Annotated in this window: 12 protein-coding genes; 4 read left to right on the plus strand and 8 right to left on the minus strand. The window is 61.0% G+C overall.

Annotated features, from left to right (window positions below; translation table 11 throughout):
- Positions 1–62: 62 nt before the first annotated feature.
- From LCH64_RS06535 to rfbB, 7 genes are read right to left on the minus strand one after another with little or no spacing between them, the layout of a single operon-like run.
- Positions 63–518, minus strand: a complete 456-nt coding sequence (locus LCH64_RS06535; RefSeq protein WP_226499797.1) for a YiiD C-terminal domain-containing protein — start codon at positions 516–518, stop codon at positions 63–65.
- On the minus strand, positions 515–1,900 hold the full coding sequence (locus LCH64_RS06540; protein ID WP_003220686.1) for a sigma-54 dependent transcriptional regulator: 1,386 nt from the start codon (positions 1,898–1,900) through the stop codon (positions 515–517). Before LCH64_RS06540 ends, LCH64_RS06535 begins: the two co-directional genes overlap by 4 nt.
- The gene (locus LCH64_RS06545) at positions 1,897–3,705 is read right to left on the minus strand and encodes an ATP-binding protein (RefSeq protein WP_103485296.1); all 1,809 of its coding nucleotides are present in this window, start codon (positions 3,703–3,705) and stop codon (positions 1,897–1,899) included. Before LCH64_RS06545 ends, LCH64_RS06540 begins: the two co-directional genes overlap by 4 nt.
- Before the next feature lie 36 nt (positions 3,706–3,741).
- Positions 3,742–4,611, minus strand: coding sequence for a dTDP-4-dehydrorhamnose reductase (gene rfbD, locus LCH64_RS06550; RefSeq protein ID WP_226499798.1), 870 nt, complete (start codon positions 4,609–4,611; stop codon positions 3,742–3,744).
- Positions 4,608–5,153 (minus strand): dTDP-4-dehydrorhamnose 3,5-epimerase, encoded by a 546-nt coding sequence (gene rfbC, locus LCH64_RS06555; protein WP_226499799.1) that lies wholly within the window; start codon positions 5,151–5,153, stop codon positions 4,608–4,610. Before rfbC ends, rfbD begins: the two co-directional genes overlap by 4 nt.
- On the minus strand, positions 5,150–6,025 hold the full coding sequence (gene rfbA / locus LCH64_RS06560) for a glucose-1-phosphate thymidylyltransferase RfbA (RefSeq protein WP_226499800.1): 876 nt from the start codon (positions 6,023–6,025) through the stop codon (positions 5,150–5,152). Before rfbA ends, rfbC begins: the two co-directional genes overlap by 4 nt.
- Positions 6,022–7,104, minus strand: a complete 1,083-nt coding sequence (gene rfbB / locus LCH64_RS06565) for a dTDP-glucose 4,6-dehydratase (RefSeq protein ID WP_226499801.1) — start codon at positions 7,102–7,104, stop codon at positions 6,022–6,024. Before rfbB ends, rfbA begins: the two co-directional genes overlap by 4 nt.
- Positions 7,105–7,343: 239 nt before the next feature.
- On the opposite strand from rfbB, the gene LCH64_RS06570 reads away from it, so the two are divergent.
- The 3 genes from LCH64_RS06570 to LCH64_RS06580 all read left to right on the plus strand — a co-directional run bounded on the left by LCH64_RS06570 (position 7,344) and on the right by LCH64_RS06580 (position 12,071).
- On the plus strand, positions 7,344–10,256 hold the full coding sequence (locus LCH64_RS06570) for an aminotransferase (RefSeq protein WP_226499802.1): 2,913 nt from the start codon (positions 7,344–7,346) through the stop codon (positions 10,254–10,256).
- 251 nt (positions 10,257–10,507) lie between these two features.
- Complete coding sequence (aguA, locus tag LCH64_RS06575) at positions 10,508–11,614, plus strand: agmatine deiminase (RefSeq protein ID WP_003220691.1); 1,107 nt, start codon at positions 10,508–10,510, stop codon at positions 11,612–11,614.
- A 244-nt stretch (positions 11,615–11,858) separates the two neighbouring features.
- A complete protein-coding gene (locus LCH64_RS06580) occupies positions 11,859–12,071 on the plus strand; it encodes a hypothetical protein (protein ID WP_003220694.1) in 213 nt (70 codons plus the stop codon).
- A 189-nt stretch (positions 12,072–12,260) separates the two neighbouring features.
- Here LCH64_RS06580 and LCH64_RS06585 read toward each other — a convergent pair whose 3' ends face one another.
- Positions 12,261–14,354 carry a TonB-dependent siderophore receptor gene (locus LCH64_RS06585; protein ID WP_226499803.1) on the minus strand — a complete coding sequence of 698 codons (2,094 nt, stop codon included), beginning with the start codon at positions 14,352–14,354 and terminating at the stop codon, positions 12,261–12,263.
- A gap of 256 nt (positions 14,355–14,610) precedes the next feature.
- Here LCH64_RS06585 and LCH64_RS06590 point away from each other — a divergent pair, with 256 nt between their 5' ends.
- Positions 14,611–15,279 (plus strand): DsbA family protein, encoded by a 669-nt coding sequence (locus LCH64_RS06590; RefSeq protein ID WP_226499804.1) that lies wholly within the window; start codon positions 14,611–14,613, stop codon positions 15,277–15,279.
- Positions 15,280–15,411: the final 132 nt, after the last annotated feature.

Genomic DNA, 15,411 nt, shown 5'->3' on the forward strand with positions numbered 1-15,411 from the left:
GCAGCTCCTACAGGGAAACGCGAATCCCGTGTAGGAGCTGCCGAAGGCTGCGATCTTTTGCTTCAGCGGTGCAGAACGTACTGCCCGCTGAACGTCACCGCATCCTCTTCGCTGCCGGCGTTGACGATCCGTGTATTGAGCGTCAATCGCGCGCGCCCGTAGCGCTGATACATCGCCAGAAATTTCTTCCAGACCGCCGCTTGCGGTGGCGGACAAATCGCCGTGGCATCACCGGTCACGGGCAGCGGATAGTTGATCTGCCCTTCCTGAATCACGATGTGCCCGTCTTCGATGCCTTCTTCCTTCAGGCACAGATGTAGCCAGCCCCAACCCGCCAGCACCGCGCCGCAGTACAGACTGCCGCCGAACATGGTGCTCTTGTGATTGACGTTCGGCTCCAGCGGCAAGTGCAGGCTTAACTGCTGCTCGTGCCAGGCGAGAACCTTGAGGCCCATCTCGCGGGTCAGGGGAATGTCGTGATGCAGCACCGATTCCAGATAGCGACTGTCGCGACTCATTCGGCTTCGTCTCCATGGGCGCTGCTGTCGGCAAAATTCAAGCCGTGCTTGCGCAGTTTGTCGTGCAGGGTTTTGCGCGGAATGCCCAGGGCTTCGGCGAGGCTGCGTACCGAACTGTGCGAGCGCGCCAGCTCGGCGGCAATCAACGATTTCTCGAAGTTTTCCACTTGCTCGCTGAGCCCGCCACTGATGACTTCCACCGTGCTGCCGCCGCCTTCGCTTCCACTGTTATCCAGCGCCAGTTCCAGACCGAGGGCGAAACGCTCGGCAGCGTTCTGCAGTTCGCGCACGTTGCCCGGCCAGGTGTGGCGCAGCAGCAAGGCGCGTTGCGCCGGTTGCAGTTCATGAGGCGGCAAGCCATGGCGGGCGCTGGCTTCATCGGCGTAATGCTGGAACAGCACCAGCGCGTCTTCGCCGCGTTCGCGCAGCGGCGGAATGCGTAGGGGGGCGACGTTCAGTCGGTAGTACAAGTCGGCGCGAAAACGCCCTTGATCGGCGGCCTGACGCAGGTCTTCCTTGGTCGCAGCGATGACCCGGATGTCCAACGGGATCAACTGATTGCCACCCAGACGTTCGACCACGCGCTCTTGCAGCATGCGCAGCAATTTCACCTGCACGTCCATACTCATGCTTTCGATTTCATCGAGGAACAGCGTGCCGCCGTTGGCGAATTCGAACTTGCCGATGCGGCGTTTCTGCGCGCCGGTGAACGCGCCCGGCTCATGCCCGAACAGTTCGCTTTCGACCACCGATTCGGCCAGTGCCCCGGCGTTGATCGCCACGAACGGGCCGTTGCGCCGGCTCGACAAGTCGTGCAGCGCACGGGCCACGACTTCTTTACCGGCGCCGGTCTCACCGAGAATCAGCACGTCAGCCTTGGTCGCGGCCAGCGCGCCGATCTGCTCGCGCAGGCGCAGCATCGGCGCCGAGTGGCCGACCAGTCGCGCGCTCAGTTCGTTGCGATCGCTCAGGGCCAGGCGCAGGCTGCGGTTGTCCAGTACCAGCCGGCGCAGGGCCAGGGCACGGCGCACGCTGTCGAGCAGCGCATCGCTGGCGAACGGTTTCTCCAGAAAGTCATAGGCGCCGGCACGCATCGCCTGCACCGCCAGCGGCACATCGCCGTGGCCGGTGATCAGCAGCACCGGCAGCTCCGGGTCCTGAGCATGCAATTCGCTCAACAGCTCCAGGCCGTCCATGCCCGGCATGCGGATGTCGCTGACCACCACGCCGGGCCAGTCACGCTCCAGTTGCCCGGCCAGACCTTTGGCTTCGGACAGCGGGAGGATTTTCAGCCCGGCCAGGTCCAGGGTCTGGCCGAGGGCCTGACGCAGGTGCGGATCGTCGTCGATCAACACCACCTGAATGCGATTGTCGATGGTCATGCACTTCGATCCTCGGACGGTTGCAGGCTGACCCCGGGCGCGCCGGCGCGCAGCCGCAGGGTGATCAAGGCGCCGCCTTGCTTGTGGTTGGCGAACGACAGTTCACCACCGAAGGCGCGCATCAGGGTTTCACAGATGGCCAGCCCCAGGCCAAGGCCCTGGGTGCGGGTCTTGGTGGTGTAGAAGGGCTCGCTGGCGCGACCGAGGGCTTCCATGCAGAACCCCGGACCGTTGTCGCGAATGTACAGGTTGACGCCCTCGGCGGTGGATTCGGCACTCAGCCACAGTTTGCGCGGCGGGCCTTTTTCGGTCAGCGCATCGAGCGCGTTGGCCAACAAGTTGCCGAGCACCTGACGCAGCCGGGTTTCCCCGGCCTCGACCCACAGGGTGGCGGCCGGCAGGTCGCGGATCAGCTCGACTTCCATGCTGCGGCGCCGTTTGGCCAGCAACGCCAGCGCATCGTCCAGCGCCGGTTGCAGGGCCACGCTTTCCGGGGCATGGCGATCGCGGCGGGCGAAGGCCCGCAGGTGGGCGATGATCGAGGCCATGCGCCCGGTGAGTTCGCTGATCAGTTTGAGGTTGCCGCGAGCATCGTCGGTGCGTTGATGATCGAGCAGCACTTCGGCGTTTTCGGCGTAGCTGCGAATCGCCGCCAGCGGCTGATTGAGTTCATGGCTGATGCTCGCCGACATGGTTCCGAGCGCCGATAGTTTTCCGGCCTGGACCAGATCGTCCTGGGCGCGCACCAGTTCCTGCTGGGCCTGTTCGCGCTCCAGCACTTCCTGCTTGAGACGGCGGTTGAGGCCTTCGAGATCGCTGGTCCGTTCAGCCACCCGGCCTTCCAGTTCACGACGGGCCTTGGCTTCGAAAGCGATGCGCTCCAGGTAATGCCGACGGCGTTGCATCATCAGCCCCAGCAACAGCATCACCACCAACAGTGTGGCGCCACCGATCGCCACCACGGTGCGTACCGGACGGTCGATCAGCGTACGCGGGGCGAGGATACTGACGCTCCAGCCGGTTTCGGCGATGTTCACGGTTTGCGTCAGCCAGGCATTGGGGCTGAGGTTCAGCGGGCGCGGCTCACGCGTCGGATAGGGCTGGATGGCGGTGATCGCCAAACGCTCGGGCTCGCTCAGGGGGCGGGTCGAGCGGAAGCGCCATTCCGGACGCGAGGTGAGAATCACCACGCCGTTATGGTCGGTCACCAGCAGTTGTTCCGGGGTTTTGCCCCACAGGCTTTCGGTGTGGTCGAGGTCAACCTTGATCACCAGCACCCCGATGATTTTTTCTCCGTTGCGCACCGCCGCGGCGAAGAAATAACCGCGCTTGGCCGAGGTGGTACCGAGGCCGAAGAAACGTCCGAGGCGTCCGGCCATGGCCTCGCTGAAATACGGACGGAAAGCGAAATTGCGTCCGACGAAGCTGTCATGTTTGTCCCAGTTCGACGCCGCCAGGGTCTGGCCGCTGGTGTCCATCAGGTACATGACTTCGGCGCCGGTCTGCGCCGCGATGTTTTTCAGCAGGCGGTTGGCATTGCCCTGGGTGACGCCGTCGTCCGGTGCGCCGAGTACGGCGCGCAGGGCCGGCAGGTCGCCGAGGATCTGCGGCAGCACTTCATAGCGGTGCAGGGTACCGAGCAGGTTGGCAACGTAGAGGTCGAGGGTCTGGCGGTTTTGCCCGGCCAGTTCACTGCGGTAATAGCGCTCGGCCAGATGTTCCAGCGGCCATAGAAGCGGCGCCAGACACAGCGCCAGCAGGGCGAGGCTGCGCCAGCGAGGTCTGCGGGGAAGGGTAGGTTTCATGAGCCGGATGCGCCTGTGGTGACAGGCGCATTATGCCTAGGCTTGCCGGGCAAGACACTCATGCAGCGCAGTTTGCCAGTCAGGCTGACTGACACCCCATTCTCGCTGCAAGCGGCTGCAATCCAGACGCGAATTCAATGGCCGGGCGGCAGGCGTCGGATAGTCGCTCGAGGGAATCGGCAGCAGCGTTGCGCAAGGCTTCCCTTGTTCACGCAGCGCGTTGCCGATGGCCTGGGCAAAGCCGAACCAGGACGTTTCACCTTGCGCGGTCAAGTGGTAGGTACCCCAGGCACCCGCTTGCCCGTCTTGCCAGCGCTTGATCAGCGCGAGGGTACTGCGGGCGATGCTGCCGGCCCAGGTCGGCGCACCGATCTGGTCAGCGACAATCCGCAGCTCGGGTTTTTCCTGAAGCAGGCGCTGCATGGTCAACAGGAAATTGCGGCCATGGGTCGAATAGACCCAACTGGTGCGCAGGATCAAATGCTGCGCATGAGCGTCAGTGACCGCTTGCTCGCCGGCCAGCTTGCTCTTGCCGTAGACCCCGAGCGGATTGGTCGCGTCGGACTCGACATAAGGCGCGTGCTTGTTGCCATCGAACACATAATCAGTGGAGTAGTGGATCAGCGGAACGTCCAGCAGGGCGGCCTCTTCGGCCAGTACGCCGGGGCCGGTCGCGTTGATGGCGAACGCCAGCGCAGGCTCGCTTTGTGCCTGATCAACCGCCGTGTGTGCCGCTGCGTTGATGATCAGGTCGGGCGCGACTTGCCTGACTTGCTGGCGGATTTGCGCGGTTTGCGCGAGGTCGAGGCGGTCGCGCCCCAGCACTACGAGGCTGCCGAGACCGGCCAGACAAGCCTGCAACTCCTGCGAGACCTGTCCATTCTGACCACAGATAAGGATTTTCATGGGAACAGGTCGGCCTCTTGCAGGCTTTTGCCGTCCTGATCCTTGGCTGACAGACGCGGAGCCTCCGTCAGCTGCCAGTCGATGGCTAGCGTCGGATCGTCCCAGCGAATGCTGCGTTCGGCCGATGGCGTGTAGTAGTCGGTGGTCTTGTAGAGAAACTCGGCCACCTCGCTCAGCACGACGAAACCGTGGGCAAAGCCTTCCGGCACCCATAGCTGACGATGGTTGTCGGCGGACAGGCGCACGGCGACCCATTTGCCAAAGTTCGGCGAACTGCGGCGGATATCCACGGCTACATCCAGTACTTCCCCTACGGTTACCCGTACCAGTTTCCCCTGGGTGTTTTCCAACTGATAGTGCAGGCCACGCAACACGCCTTTTTGCGAACGCGAGTGGTTATCCTGGACGAACTGTGCCTGAACTCCCGTCGCTTCAGCGAATGCCCTGGCGTTGAAGCTTTCATAGAAAAAACCGCGCTCGTCACCGAATACCTTCGGTTCGATGATCACGACACCCGGCAGGCCGGTTTCAATCACGTTCATTGGTTGTCTCCGGCAATCGAGAACAGGTACTGGCCGTATCCGGTCTTGCCGAAATACTGAGCGCGTTCGAGCAGATAATCGCGAGTGATCCAGCCGTTCTGATAGGCGATTTCTTCCAGACACGCGACCTTCAGGCCCTGACGGTGTTCGATCGTCTGCACGTATTGAGAAGCCTCAAGCAGGCTGTCGTGCGTACCGGTATCCAGCCATGCGAATCCACGACCGAAGCGCTCGACCTGTAGATCGCCCCGCTGCAGATAGGCATTGTTCACATCGGTGATTTCCAGTTCGCCACGCGGCGAGGGTTTGACGGCCTTGGCAATCCTGATCACATCGTTGTCGTAGAAATACAGCCCGGTGACGGCGTAGCTGGACTTTGGCTTCGCCGGTTTTTCTTCAATGGACAGCGCGCGCCCTTCGCCGTCAAAGTCGATCACGCCGAAGCGCTCCGGATCCTTGACCCAGTAGCCAAACACGGTCGCGCCAGCCTTTTGTTGGGCTGCCTTCTTCAACTGCTCGCCGAAATACTGGCCGTGGAAAATGTTGTCACCGAGGATCAGGCAGACTGGATCGTTACCGATGAACTGCTCACCAATCAGAAAGGCTTGCGCGAGGCCGTCCGGGGACGGTTGCTCGGCATAGCTGAACGACACGCCGAACTGGCTGCCGTCGCCCAGCAGATTGCGGTATTGCGGCAGATCGTGCGGGGTGGATATCACCAGGATGTCCTTGATGCCGGCCAGCATCAGGACCGAGATCGGGTAATAGATCATCGGTTTATCGTAGACCGGCAACAGCTGCTTCGAGACACCCAGCGTGATCGGATGCAAGCGTGTGCCGGAGCCACCGGCCAGAACTATCCCTTTCATCATGCTTGCAGCTCCTTGATATCCATGGCGCCCAGGCGTTCGCCCTGATAGCTGCCGTCCTGGACACGGCGACACCAATCGAGATTGTCCAGATACCACTGGACAGTCTTACGCAGTCCGGTCTCGAATGTTTCTTCCGGCACCCAGCCAAGCTCGCGTTCGATTTTTCCGGCGTCGATGGCATAACGCAGATCATGGCCGGGACGATCCTTGACGAACGTGATCAGGTCGCGGAAGTGGACGACGCCCTGCGGTTTGTGCGGCGCCAGCTCTTCGAGCAACGTGCAGATGCCGGTGACCACATCAATATTCTTCTGCTCGTTGTGGCCGCCAATATTGTAGGTTTCGCCGACCACGCCTTCGGTGACCACCTTGAGCAGTGCCCGCGCATGATCGTCGACGAACAGCCAGTCACGTACTTGCTGACCATTGCCGTACACCGGCAGCGGTTTGCCCGCCAGGGCATTGAGGATCATCAGCGGAATCAGTTTTTCCGGGAAGTGATACGGCCCGTAGTTGTTCGAGCAATTGGTCAGCAGGACCGGCAAGCCATAGGTGCGTTGCCAGGCACGGACCAGGTGGTCGGACGCAGCCTTGCTCGCGGAGTAAGGCGAGCTTGGGGCGTAAGGCGTGGTTTCGGTGAACAGATCATCGATGCCATGCAGGTCGCCATAGACTTCGTCGGTGGAAATATGGTGAAAGCGGAAAGCGCTTTTCTCTGGCTCGGTCAGCCCTTGCCAGTAGGCCCGCGCCGCTTCCAGCAGGCTGTAGGTACCGACGATATTGGTCTGGATGAATTCCGACGGACCGTCAATTGAGCGGTCGACATGGGATTCGGCAGCCAGGTGCATGATCGCCTGAGGCTGGAAGCGCTGCAGGAGGGCGCTCACCGTTGGTTGGTCGACGATGTCGGCCTGCACGAATTCGTAACGACTGTTGTCAGCGATGCTGGTCAGGGACTCCAGATTGCCCGCATAGGTCAGTTTGTCGAGGTTCAGAACCTCGTGATCAGTGTTGCGAATCAGATGGCGAACCAGTGCGGAGCCAATGAAACCGGCACCACCGGTGATGAGAATACGCATGCAGGTTGGCCTTTTTCCGTAAGACGATAAAGCGAGTGGAGCATAGCTTGTCGGCAGGTGAGGGACGGTGCAAGAGGGTTGTCCCCGCTATTTTGTCTGCGCTGTGCTTTAGCGGTGGATATTCGACGCACGGGCGTTGCAGATCGTACTTGGTTGAGGGTGCGTCTACAGCCCGGGGGTTGATTATCCCACGGGGCAATGGCGATATAGGCGCCTGATAAAATTCCAGGGGTCGTTTCATGTCGCTCGCCACGTTGATTCATCGCGCCAGTTTGCCCAGCCCGCAGGTCTCTGCGCAGCAGGCCCAGCAATGGCTGGCCGAGCACTACGGGCTCAGCGGCACGTTGCAGGCGCTAGGCAGTCAGCAGGATCTGAACTTCCGGGTCGACAGTGAGCGCGGGCGATTCGTGTTGAAAATCTGCCGTGGCGATTATTCGCTGGTTGAATTGCAGGCACAGCACGCGGGCCTCAAATATCTCGCCGAGCATTCGACTGTTCACGTGCCGCGAGTGATCGCGGCCAATAATGGCGAAGACCTGTTGACGCTGCAGGCCGATGGCGAAGCGGTGCATGTACGTTTGCTGGATTACATCGAAGGCCAGTCGCTGACCCACCTCGATCATCTCAGCCATCAAGTGGTGGCAGGGTTTGGCCGGCTCTGCGGTGAAATGGACCTGGCGCTGTGCGGTTTCGATCACCCCGGGCTTGAGCGCACGCTGCAATGGGACGCACGCCACGCCAGTGCGCTGATCAGCCATTTGTTGCCGGTGATTGAGGATGCGCAACAGCGCGCACTGATTGCTGACGCTGCCGAACAGACCGAACGTCGCTTGCAGCCGCTGCTGGACAAGCTGCCGGTGCAGGCGATCCACATGGACATCACCGACGATAACGTGGTCTGGCAACGCGATGCCAAACGTCACTGGCAATTGCAGGGCGTGATCGACTTCGGAGATCTGGTGCGCACCTGGCGCATTACCGATCTGTCGGTAACGTGCGCGGCGCTGCTGCACCATGCCGGCGGTGATCCGTTGGTGATTCTGCCGGCAGTGCAGGCCTATCACGCAGTCAATCCGTTGCAACATGCAGAGCTGTTGGCGTTGTGGCCATTGATCGTGGCGCGCGCAGCGGTGCTGGTACTCAGTGGCGAGCAGCAGGTCAGCATCGATCCGGGCAACACCTACAGCCGCGATAACCTTGGCCACGAATGGGAAATTTTCCACGTGGCCACGTCTGTACCGCTGGCGCTGATGGAAGCGGCGATCCTCACGGCGGTCGGCCAGCCGCTGCCGGCCATTGACAGTGAAGGCTTCGCTCCGTTGTTGCCAGAGCTGGTCGGGCGCGAGTTTGCGCTGATAGATCTTGGCGTCCTCAGTCCGCATTTCGAAGCGGGCAACTGGGAGCAGGAGGGGATCGATCAACGGCTGCTGACTGAAGCCGCTGCCGCGCATGGCCTGGCGGCGAGTCGTTATGGGCAATACCGTTTGTCGCAGACGCGAGTGGACAGCGCGGTAGAGCCGGAGACCTTCCCGCTGCACGTTGAACTGCGCGTGCCACAGGGCGCGACCGTGGAAGCGCCGTTTGCCGGTGTGCTGCACCACGCGGCGGACGGTGTGCTGCAACTCGACGGGCCGCAACTCAGCGTGCGTTTGCGCGGTGTGAATGCTTCGCTGCACAGCGGCGCGGCGTTGGTCAAAGGGCAGGTGCTGGGTGCGGTCAGCGGTCCGTTGCTTGTGCAGTTGAGTCGTGTGGCATCGCTGGATGCGCCATGGTTCTGCAGCCCTTCGCGCGCTGCCGCGTGGCAGGCCTTGTGTCCTTCGCCAGCCACTCTGCTCGGCCTGGCCTGCGATGCCGAACCGGAGCTGGACGGCAAAACCTTGCTCGAACGGCGCGACGCGAGTTTCGCCCGCACGCAAAAACATTATTACGTCGACCCGCCGCGCATCGAGCGCGGCTGGCGCAATCACCTGATCGACATGCAGGGCCGCTCCTACCTCGACATGCTCAACAACGTCGCGGTGCTCGGTCATGGTCATCCGCGCATGGCTCAGGTGGCGGCGCGGCAGTGGTCGCTGCTTAACACCAACTCGCGCTTCAACTATGCCGCCGTGGCGGAGTTTTCCGAACGCTTGCTGAAGCTGGCGCCGGACGGCATGGACCGGGTGTTTCTGGTCAACAGCGGCAGCGAAGCCAACGACCTGGCGATCCGTCTGGCGTGGGCCTACAGCGGCGGGCGCGACATGCTCAGTGTGCTCGAGGCCTATCACGGCTGGACGGTCGGCGCCGATGCGGTATCGACATCCATCGCCGACAACCCGCGTGCGCTGGAAAGCCGTCCGGACTGGGTGCACCCGGTGACCGCGCCGAATATTTATCGTGGCCAATTCCGTGGCCTGGATTCTGCGCCGGACTATGTGCGCAGCGTCGAAGCGCAACTGGCGCATATCGCCGCGCAGAAGCGCCAACTGGCCGGGTTCATCTGCGAACCGGTTTACGGCAATGCCGGCGGGATTTCCCTGCCGCCCGGTTATCTGAAACAGGTCTATGCGCTGGTACGTGCGCAGGGCGGGGTGTGCATCGCCGACGAAGTGCAGGTCGGTTACGGGCGCATGGGCCACTTCTTCTGGGGCTTCGAAGAGCAGGGCGTGGTGCCGGACATCATCACCATGGCCAAGGGCATGGGCAACGGCCAGCCGCTCGGCGCGGTGATTACGCGTCGGGAAATCGCCGAGGCGCTAGAGGCCGAAGGCTATTTCTTCTCGTCGGCCGGTGGCAGCCCGGTGAGCTGTCAGATCGGCATGGCAGTCCTGGATGTCATGGAAGAAGAAAAGCTCTGGGAAAACGCGCAGATCGTCGGCGGTCACTTCAAGGCGCGGCTGGAAGCGCTGATCGATAAACATCCGCTGGTGGGTGCGGTACATGGTTCCGGGTTCTATCTGGGGGTGGAACTGATCCGCAACCGCGAGACGCTGGAGCCGGCCACCGAGGAGACCACGTTGTTGTGCGATCGCCTGCGCGAGCTGGGGATCTTCATGCAACCGACCGGGGATGACCTGAATATTCTCAAGATCAAACCGCCGATGGTCACCTCGCGGCGCAGCGTGGACTTCTTTGTCGACATGCTGGATCGGGTGCTCGAGGAAGGCCTGTAACTGTCATCGAGCTTTTGTAGGAGTGGGCCTGCTCGCGATGGCGGTGTTTCAGTCGCCCTTGTGTCGTTTGACTTGCCGCCATCGCGAGCAGGCTCACTCCTACAGGGATCGGCGTTAATTCGATTTGTATCGGTATTTATCGGAGTTTTTTAGACGCGCTGCATTTTTAAGCATTTTAAATACGATATTTATCGGTTATAAAGTCGCCATTGCTTTGCAACCCTTCGACGGTTCCCAGGAGTCCTGATCCGATGACCACTTTGAAAAGTACCCCGCGTGACGATGGCTTCTACATGCCGGCCGAGTGGGCGCCGCAGACCCAGACCTGGATGATCTGGCCCGAGCGCCCGGACAACTGGCGCCTGGGTGGCAAGCCGGCACAAGCTGCGCATGCCGCCGTGGCCAAGGCCATCGCCCGGTTTGAACCAGTGACCGTCGCGGTTTCCGCTGGCCAGTACGAAAACGCCCGTGCGCGCCTCGACGTGCCGAATATCCGTGTGGTCGAGATGTCCAGCGATGACGCCTGGGTGCGCGACAGCGGCCCGACTTTCGTCATCAATAACAGCGGTGAAGTGCGCGGTGTGAACTGGGACTTCAACGCCTGGGGCGGCTTTGAAGGCGGTCTGTACTCGCCGTGGAATCGCGACTCGCAGGTCGGCGGCAAGATCCTCGAAATCGAGCGCAGCCCGCGTTATCGCACCGAAGGTTTTGTGCTGGAAGGCGGCTCGATTCACGTCGACGGCGAAGGCACGCTGATCACCACCGAAGAGTGCCTGCTCAACCACAATCGCAACCCGCACCTGAGCCGCGAAGAGATCGAAGCGGTGCTTCGCGACAATCTGTCTGTGGATAAGATCATCTGGCTGCCGGATGGCCTGTTCAACGACGAAACCGACGGTCATGTGGATAACTTCTGCTGCTACGTGCGCCCGGGCGAAGTGCTGCTGGCGTGGACCGACGATCCGCAGGATCCGAACTACCCGCGCTGCCAGGCCGCAATGAACGTGCTGCAAAGCAGCACCGACGCCAAGGGCCGCCCGTTCACGGTGCACAAGATGCCGATCCCGGGGCCGCTGTATGCCACTGAAGAAGAGTGCGCGGGCGTCGATCCGGTCGACGGTACCCAGGAGCGCAATCCTTCTGTGCGTCTGGCGGGTTCCTACGTGAACTTCCTGATCGTCAACGGCGGCATTATCGCGCCGAGCTTCGACGATCCGATGGATGCCCCTGCACGAGAAATTCTGCAGAAGCTGTTCCCGCAGCACGAAGTGGTGATGGTGCCGGGTCGCGAACTGTTACTGGGCGGTGGCAATATTCACTGCCTTACCCAACAGCAGCCAGCGCCGCACAAAGAGTGAGTTGAGACGTAACAGCTTGAGTTGATTCATAAATCAGCCAGGCAACAATTAGCTCGCTGTGCATGCAAAGAAGCCCGCGGCCTTACTGGACCGCGGGCTTCTTTGTATCCGCTTGTCGACAAATCGGAAACCTTGGCATAGCTCTTGTATCGGACAAAGCGCACTAGGGAGAGGGGGGACTTCAATAGTTCTGTCATAAACCTTGGATAACTTGGCCGCTCACGAACGGGGAGAGAGCGCTGAAATGAACGCCGAAGTGAACGTAGTCAGCGAGCGGAATTTGCATCCCATGGTCGTAAACGGCGAATCGCTCCAGATTGTCGCGCACTTTTTGAAATCCAATGGAACGCGTCAGATCAGGGAACCTGATCCGCGCCGGATGATGATCGAGCGCTATCCCGCTGGCCTGTTCAGCGAGGCCGAACTGGAAGCGTTATGGGCTGTGATGCAAGGATAAGAAAAACAACATGGATTGGTAAAAGCGCTGCCGGGATGGCGGCGCTTTTTTATGCACGACACAAAACCCACTGCGAACATTGGACCTGTGGGAGGGGGCTTGCTCCCGAATGCGGTAAGTCAGTGACGATGATGTTGCCTGGCCCGACGCCTTCGGGAGCAAGCCCCCTCCCACAGGATTTGTGTGAAATCAGAAGCTGTAAGTACCGGTCATCACCACGCTGCGCGGTGCGCCAGGCTGGATCTGATATTGGCTGGTGGCCGAGGCGTAATACTCGCGGTCAGTGATGTTGTTCAGCGCTGCGCGCAAATCCCAGTCCTTGAAGCGGTAACCGACCAGTGCATCCCAGCGGCCATACCCCGGCAGCACGGTGGTGTTGGCGTTGTCGGCATAACGCTGGCCGACCAGGGTCAGGCCGGTTTCGCCGTACCAGCCCATTTCCGGTTTCCAGGTCAGGAACAGGCTGCCGTTGTGTTTGGCCACGTTGTTGACGCGTTTGCCTTCCAGGCCGTTGTTGTCCTTCTCGATGGTGGTGTCCTGCACGCCGATGCCGCCGCGCATGTACCAGTTGCCGACCAGTTTGCCGGTGGCGGTCAGCTCGACACCGCGTGAGCGCTGAAGGCCGGTCATGACGGTCAGGGTCGGATCGTTCGGATCGCTGGTGCGGCGGTTGTAGAGTTCCAGGTCGTAGACCGCCAGGGTGGTGCTCAACCGATCATCCAGCCAGTCGCTTTTCACCCCGATTTCTTTCTGTTTGGTCAGCTCCGGACTCAAGTCGTTGCTATTGCCGGCAGCCCCTGGCGTGATGCCGATCAGGCCGCCGCCGACCGGCGAGAAGGTCTTCGACCACGAGGCGTAGAACGAATGATTCTGCAGCGGCGTCCAGACAATCCCGACGCGCGGGCTGGTGCTGTGGCTGTCGCGATCCTCAGTGATGTTCTTGAGCTTGTTGGTCGACTCGATATCGAAGGTGTCGTAGCGCAAGCCGGCCAGCAGTTGCCATTGATCATTCAGGCGCAGTTGATCCTGGACGTAGACCGCGCGGCTTTCGACTTCGGTGTGGCTGTCGCTGAACACCTGCATGCTGCCGCTGTGACGGAGCTCGCGGTTGGGGTTGAACAGGTCAAGCGATGGCACCGGTTGTGCGCCCGCGGTCTTGCCAGTCGCGGCGTTGTACAACTTCGGATCGCGGCGCTGGCTGCCGATTTCGACGCCGGTCAACAGCCGATGCTCAAGGCCGAAGGTATCGAATCCGCCTTCCAGCTCAACGTTGTTGTAGACGTTGCGGGTGGTCAGATCCTGCTGCCAGTGCTGGCGCGCGACCTTGTTGGTTTTCGGATCGAAGTTGGTCAGGTAGGTGTTGTCGAAATCGCTGTCGAGCTTGAACACGCCCAAGGTCTGGCGCAGCTGCCAGTTGTCGTTGATCTCGTAGGTGAGTTTGGAGCGCAGAGACTGCGCCTTGTCATCGATGAAGTCGTGATCATTGCCGTAGGTGGTGTCGCGACCAACGTCTGCCGGGCGGCCATTTACCCCCGGAATGCCGCGATCCGGGGTGCGGTTGTAGCGGCTGTATTCGTATTGCACCAGCCAGTTGAGGTCCGGGGTCAGCTGCCAGCTCATCGATGGCGCGAACAGCTGGCGGTTGCCGCTGACGCCGTCGCGGAAGCTGTTTTCATCCATGTTGCCCATGTTCAGGCGCAGGCTGAGGTTTTCGCTGGGGTCGGTGCTGAGGTCGGCGTACAGGCTGCGCAGGTCTTCGCTGCCGCCCTGGGCTTCGATGGTCGAGCGACGGCCGAATTCGGGCAGCTTGCTCACGCGGTTGACGATCCCGCCCTGGCTGCCACGGCCGTAAAGTACCGCCGCCGGGCCTTTGAGCACTTCGACCCGTTCGATATTGTGCAGGTCGCGCTTGTACTGGCTGTCGTCGCGGATGCCGTCCAGATAGAAGTCGTTGCTGGCGTCGAAGCCACGGATGCGCAGGCTGTCGAAGCGGGTGTCGGCGCTGCTGCTGACGTTGGGAATCCCGCTCAGGGCGTCGCCGATGTCATTGGTGCCGTAGTCGGCGACGTTCGCGGTCTTGATCGAGTCGATGGCCTGCGGCACATAACGCACCGGGGTCGAGGTGCGGGTCGCAGTGCTGCTGATTTTGACGCGCGGGTCCTCGGCCTGTTCTTCGGCGCTGATCGCGGTGGCGGGCAGTTCGGTGGCGGAGTAAGCAAAACCGCTGGTTAGAAAGGCAGACAATCCAAGGGTGACGGGCATGAGGCGGAACGGGGCAGGCATGGAAAAGCGCATCCGAAAGGGTAGGGAAATTCAAGCGCGCAAATGGTAATGCTTTGCATTTGCTCCCGTAATTTATTCCTGAGAAGTTCCCCTGTTGGATTGTTTCAATTTGTGTCGATCTCGATACATGCCGACCCTTTGAACAATTTGACCGATTACCGAAACAGTCTGAAAGGCATTCCGACGTTTTTCGCCAACACACGAGGGAATAGTCTGCCGGCATCGAATTTTCCTGATTGGTTGCCGGAGTACTCCCATGATCCTTCACTACATCTACGACCCATTGTGCGGCTGGTGCTACGGCGCCAAACCGCTGGTGCAAGCGGCGCAGCAAGTGCTGCCGGTCGTTGCCCATGCGGGTGGAATGATGAGCGGCGCGAATCGCCAGCGCGTTTCGCCGCAACTGCGCGATTACGTCATGCCCCACGACCGGCGCATTGCCGAATATACCGGGCAGCCATTTGGCGAGGCGTATTTCGAAGGCCTGCTGCGCGATCACTCGGCGATTTTCGATTCGACGCCGCCGATCGCAGCGGTGATGGCGGCAGAGTCCATCGACAGCCGTGGTCTGCAACTGCTCGGACGTTTGCAAACGGCGCATTACGTGGAAGGCCGGCGCATTGCCGATGAGTCTGTGCTGTTCGAACTCGCCAGTGAGTTGGGTTACGCCGAAGACACCTTTGCGGGTGCGTTTAAGTCCGTTGATACGACAGCGCATGTAAAAGCCAGCCGCGCGCTGTTGGCGCAGCTGGGCGGCCAGGGATTTCCAACGTTGGCACTGGAGCAGGACGGACAATTCACCTTGCTCGACATCAGCCCATGGCTTGGCAAACCGCAGGCATTCGCCGACTGGTTGGGGCAAGCGGTTGTCGCTGTTGAGCCAGGGCAATCCCCCGCGCAATGCGGTCTCGACGGCTGCGTGTAATCGCGCTGGATTCACTGGTTAAGCGCATTTCCGAGCAATGCGCTATCGCAAAATTTACGATTCTTAGACGATTTTTACCTATTTAAAGACGATTCTTGAAATTGACACATTATTGAGGGCGCGGCTACGATT

Origin of the sequence: Pseudomonas sp. MWU16-30322 (assembly GCF_020515535.1) — a bacterium.
Taxonomy (GTDB): domain Bacteria; phylum Pseudomonadota; class Gammaproteobacteria; order Pseudomonadales; family Pseudomonadaceae; genus Aquipseudomonas; species Aquipseudomonas fluorescens_H.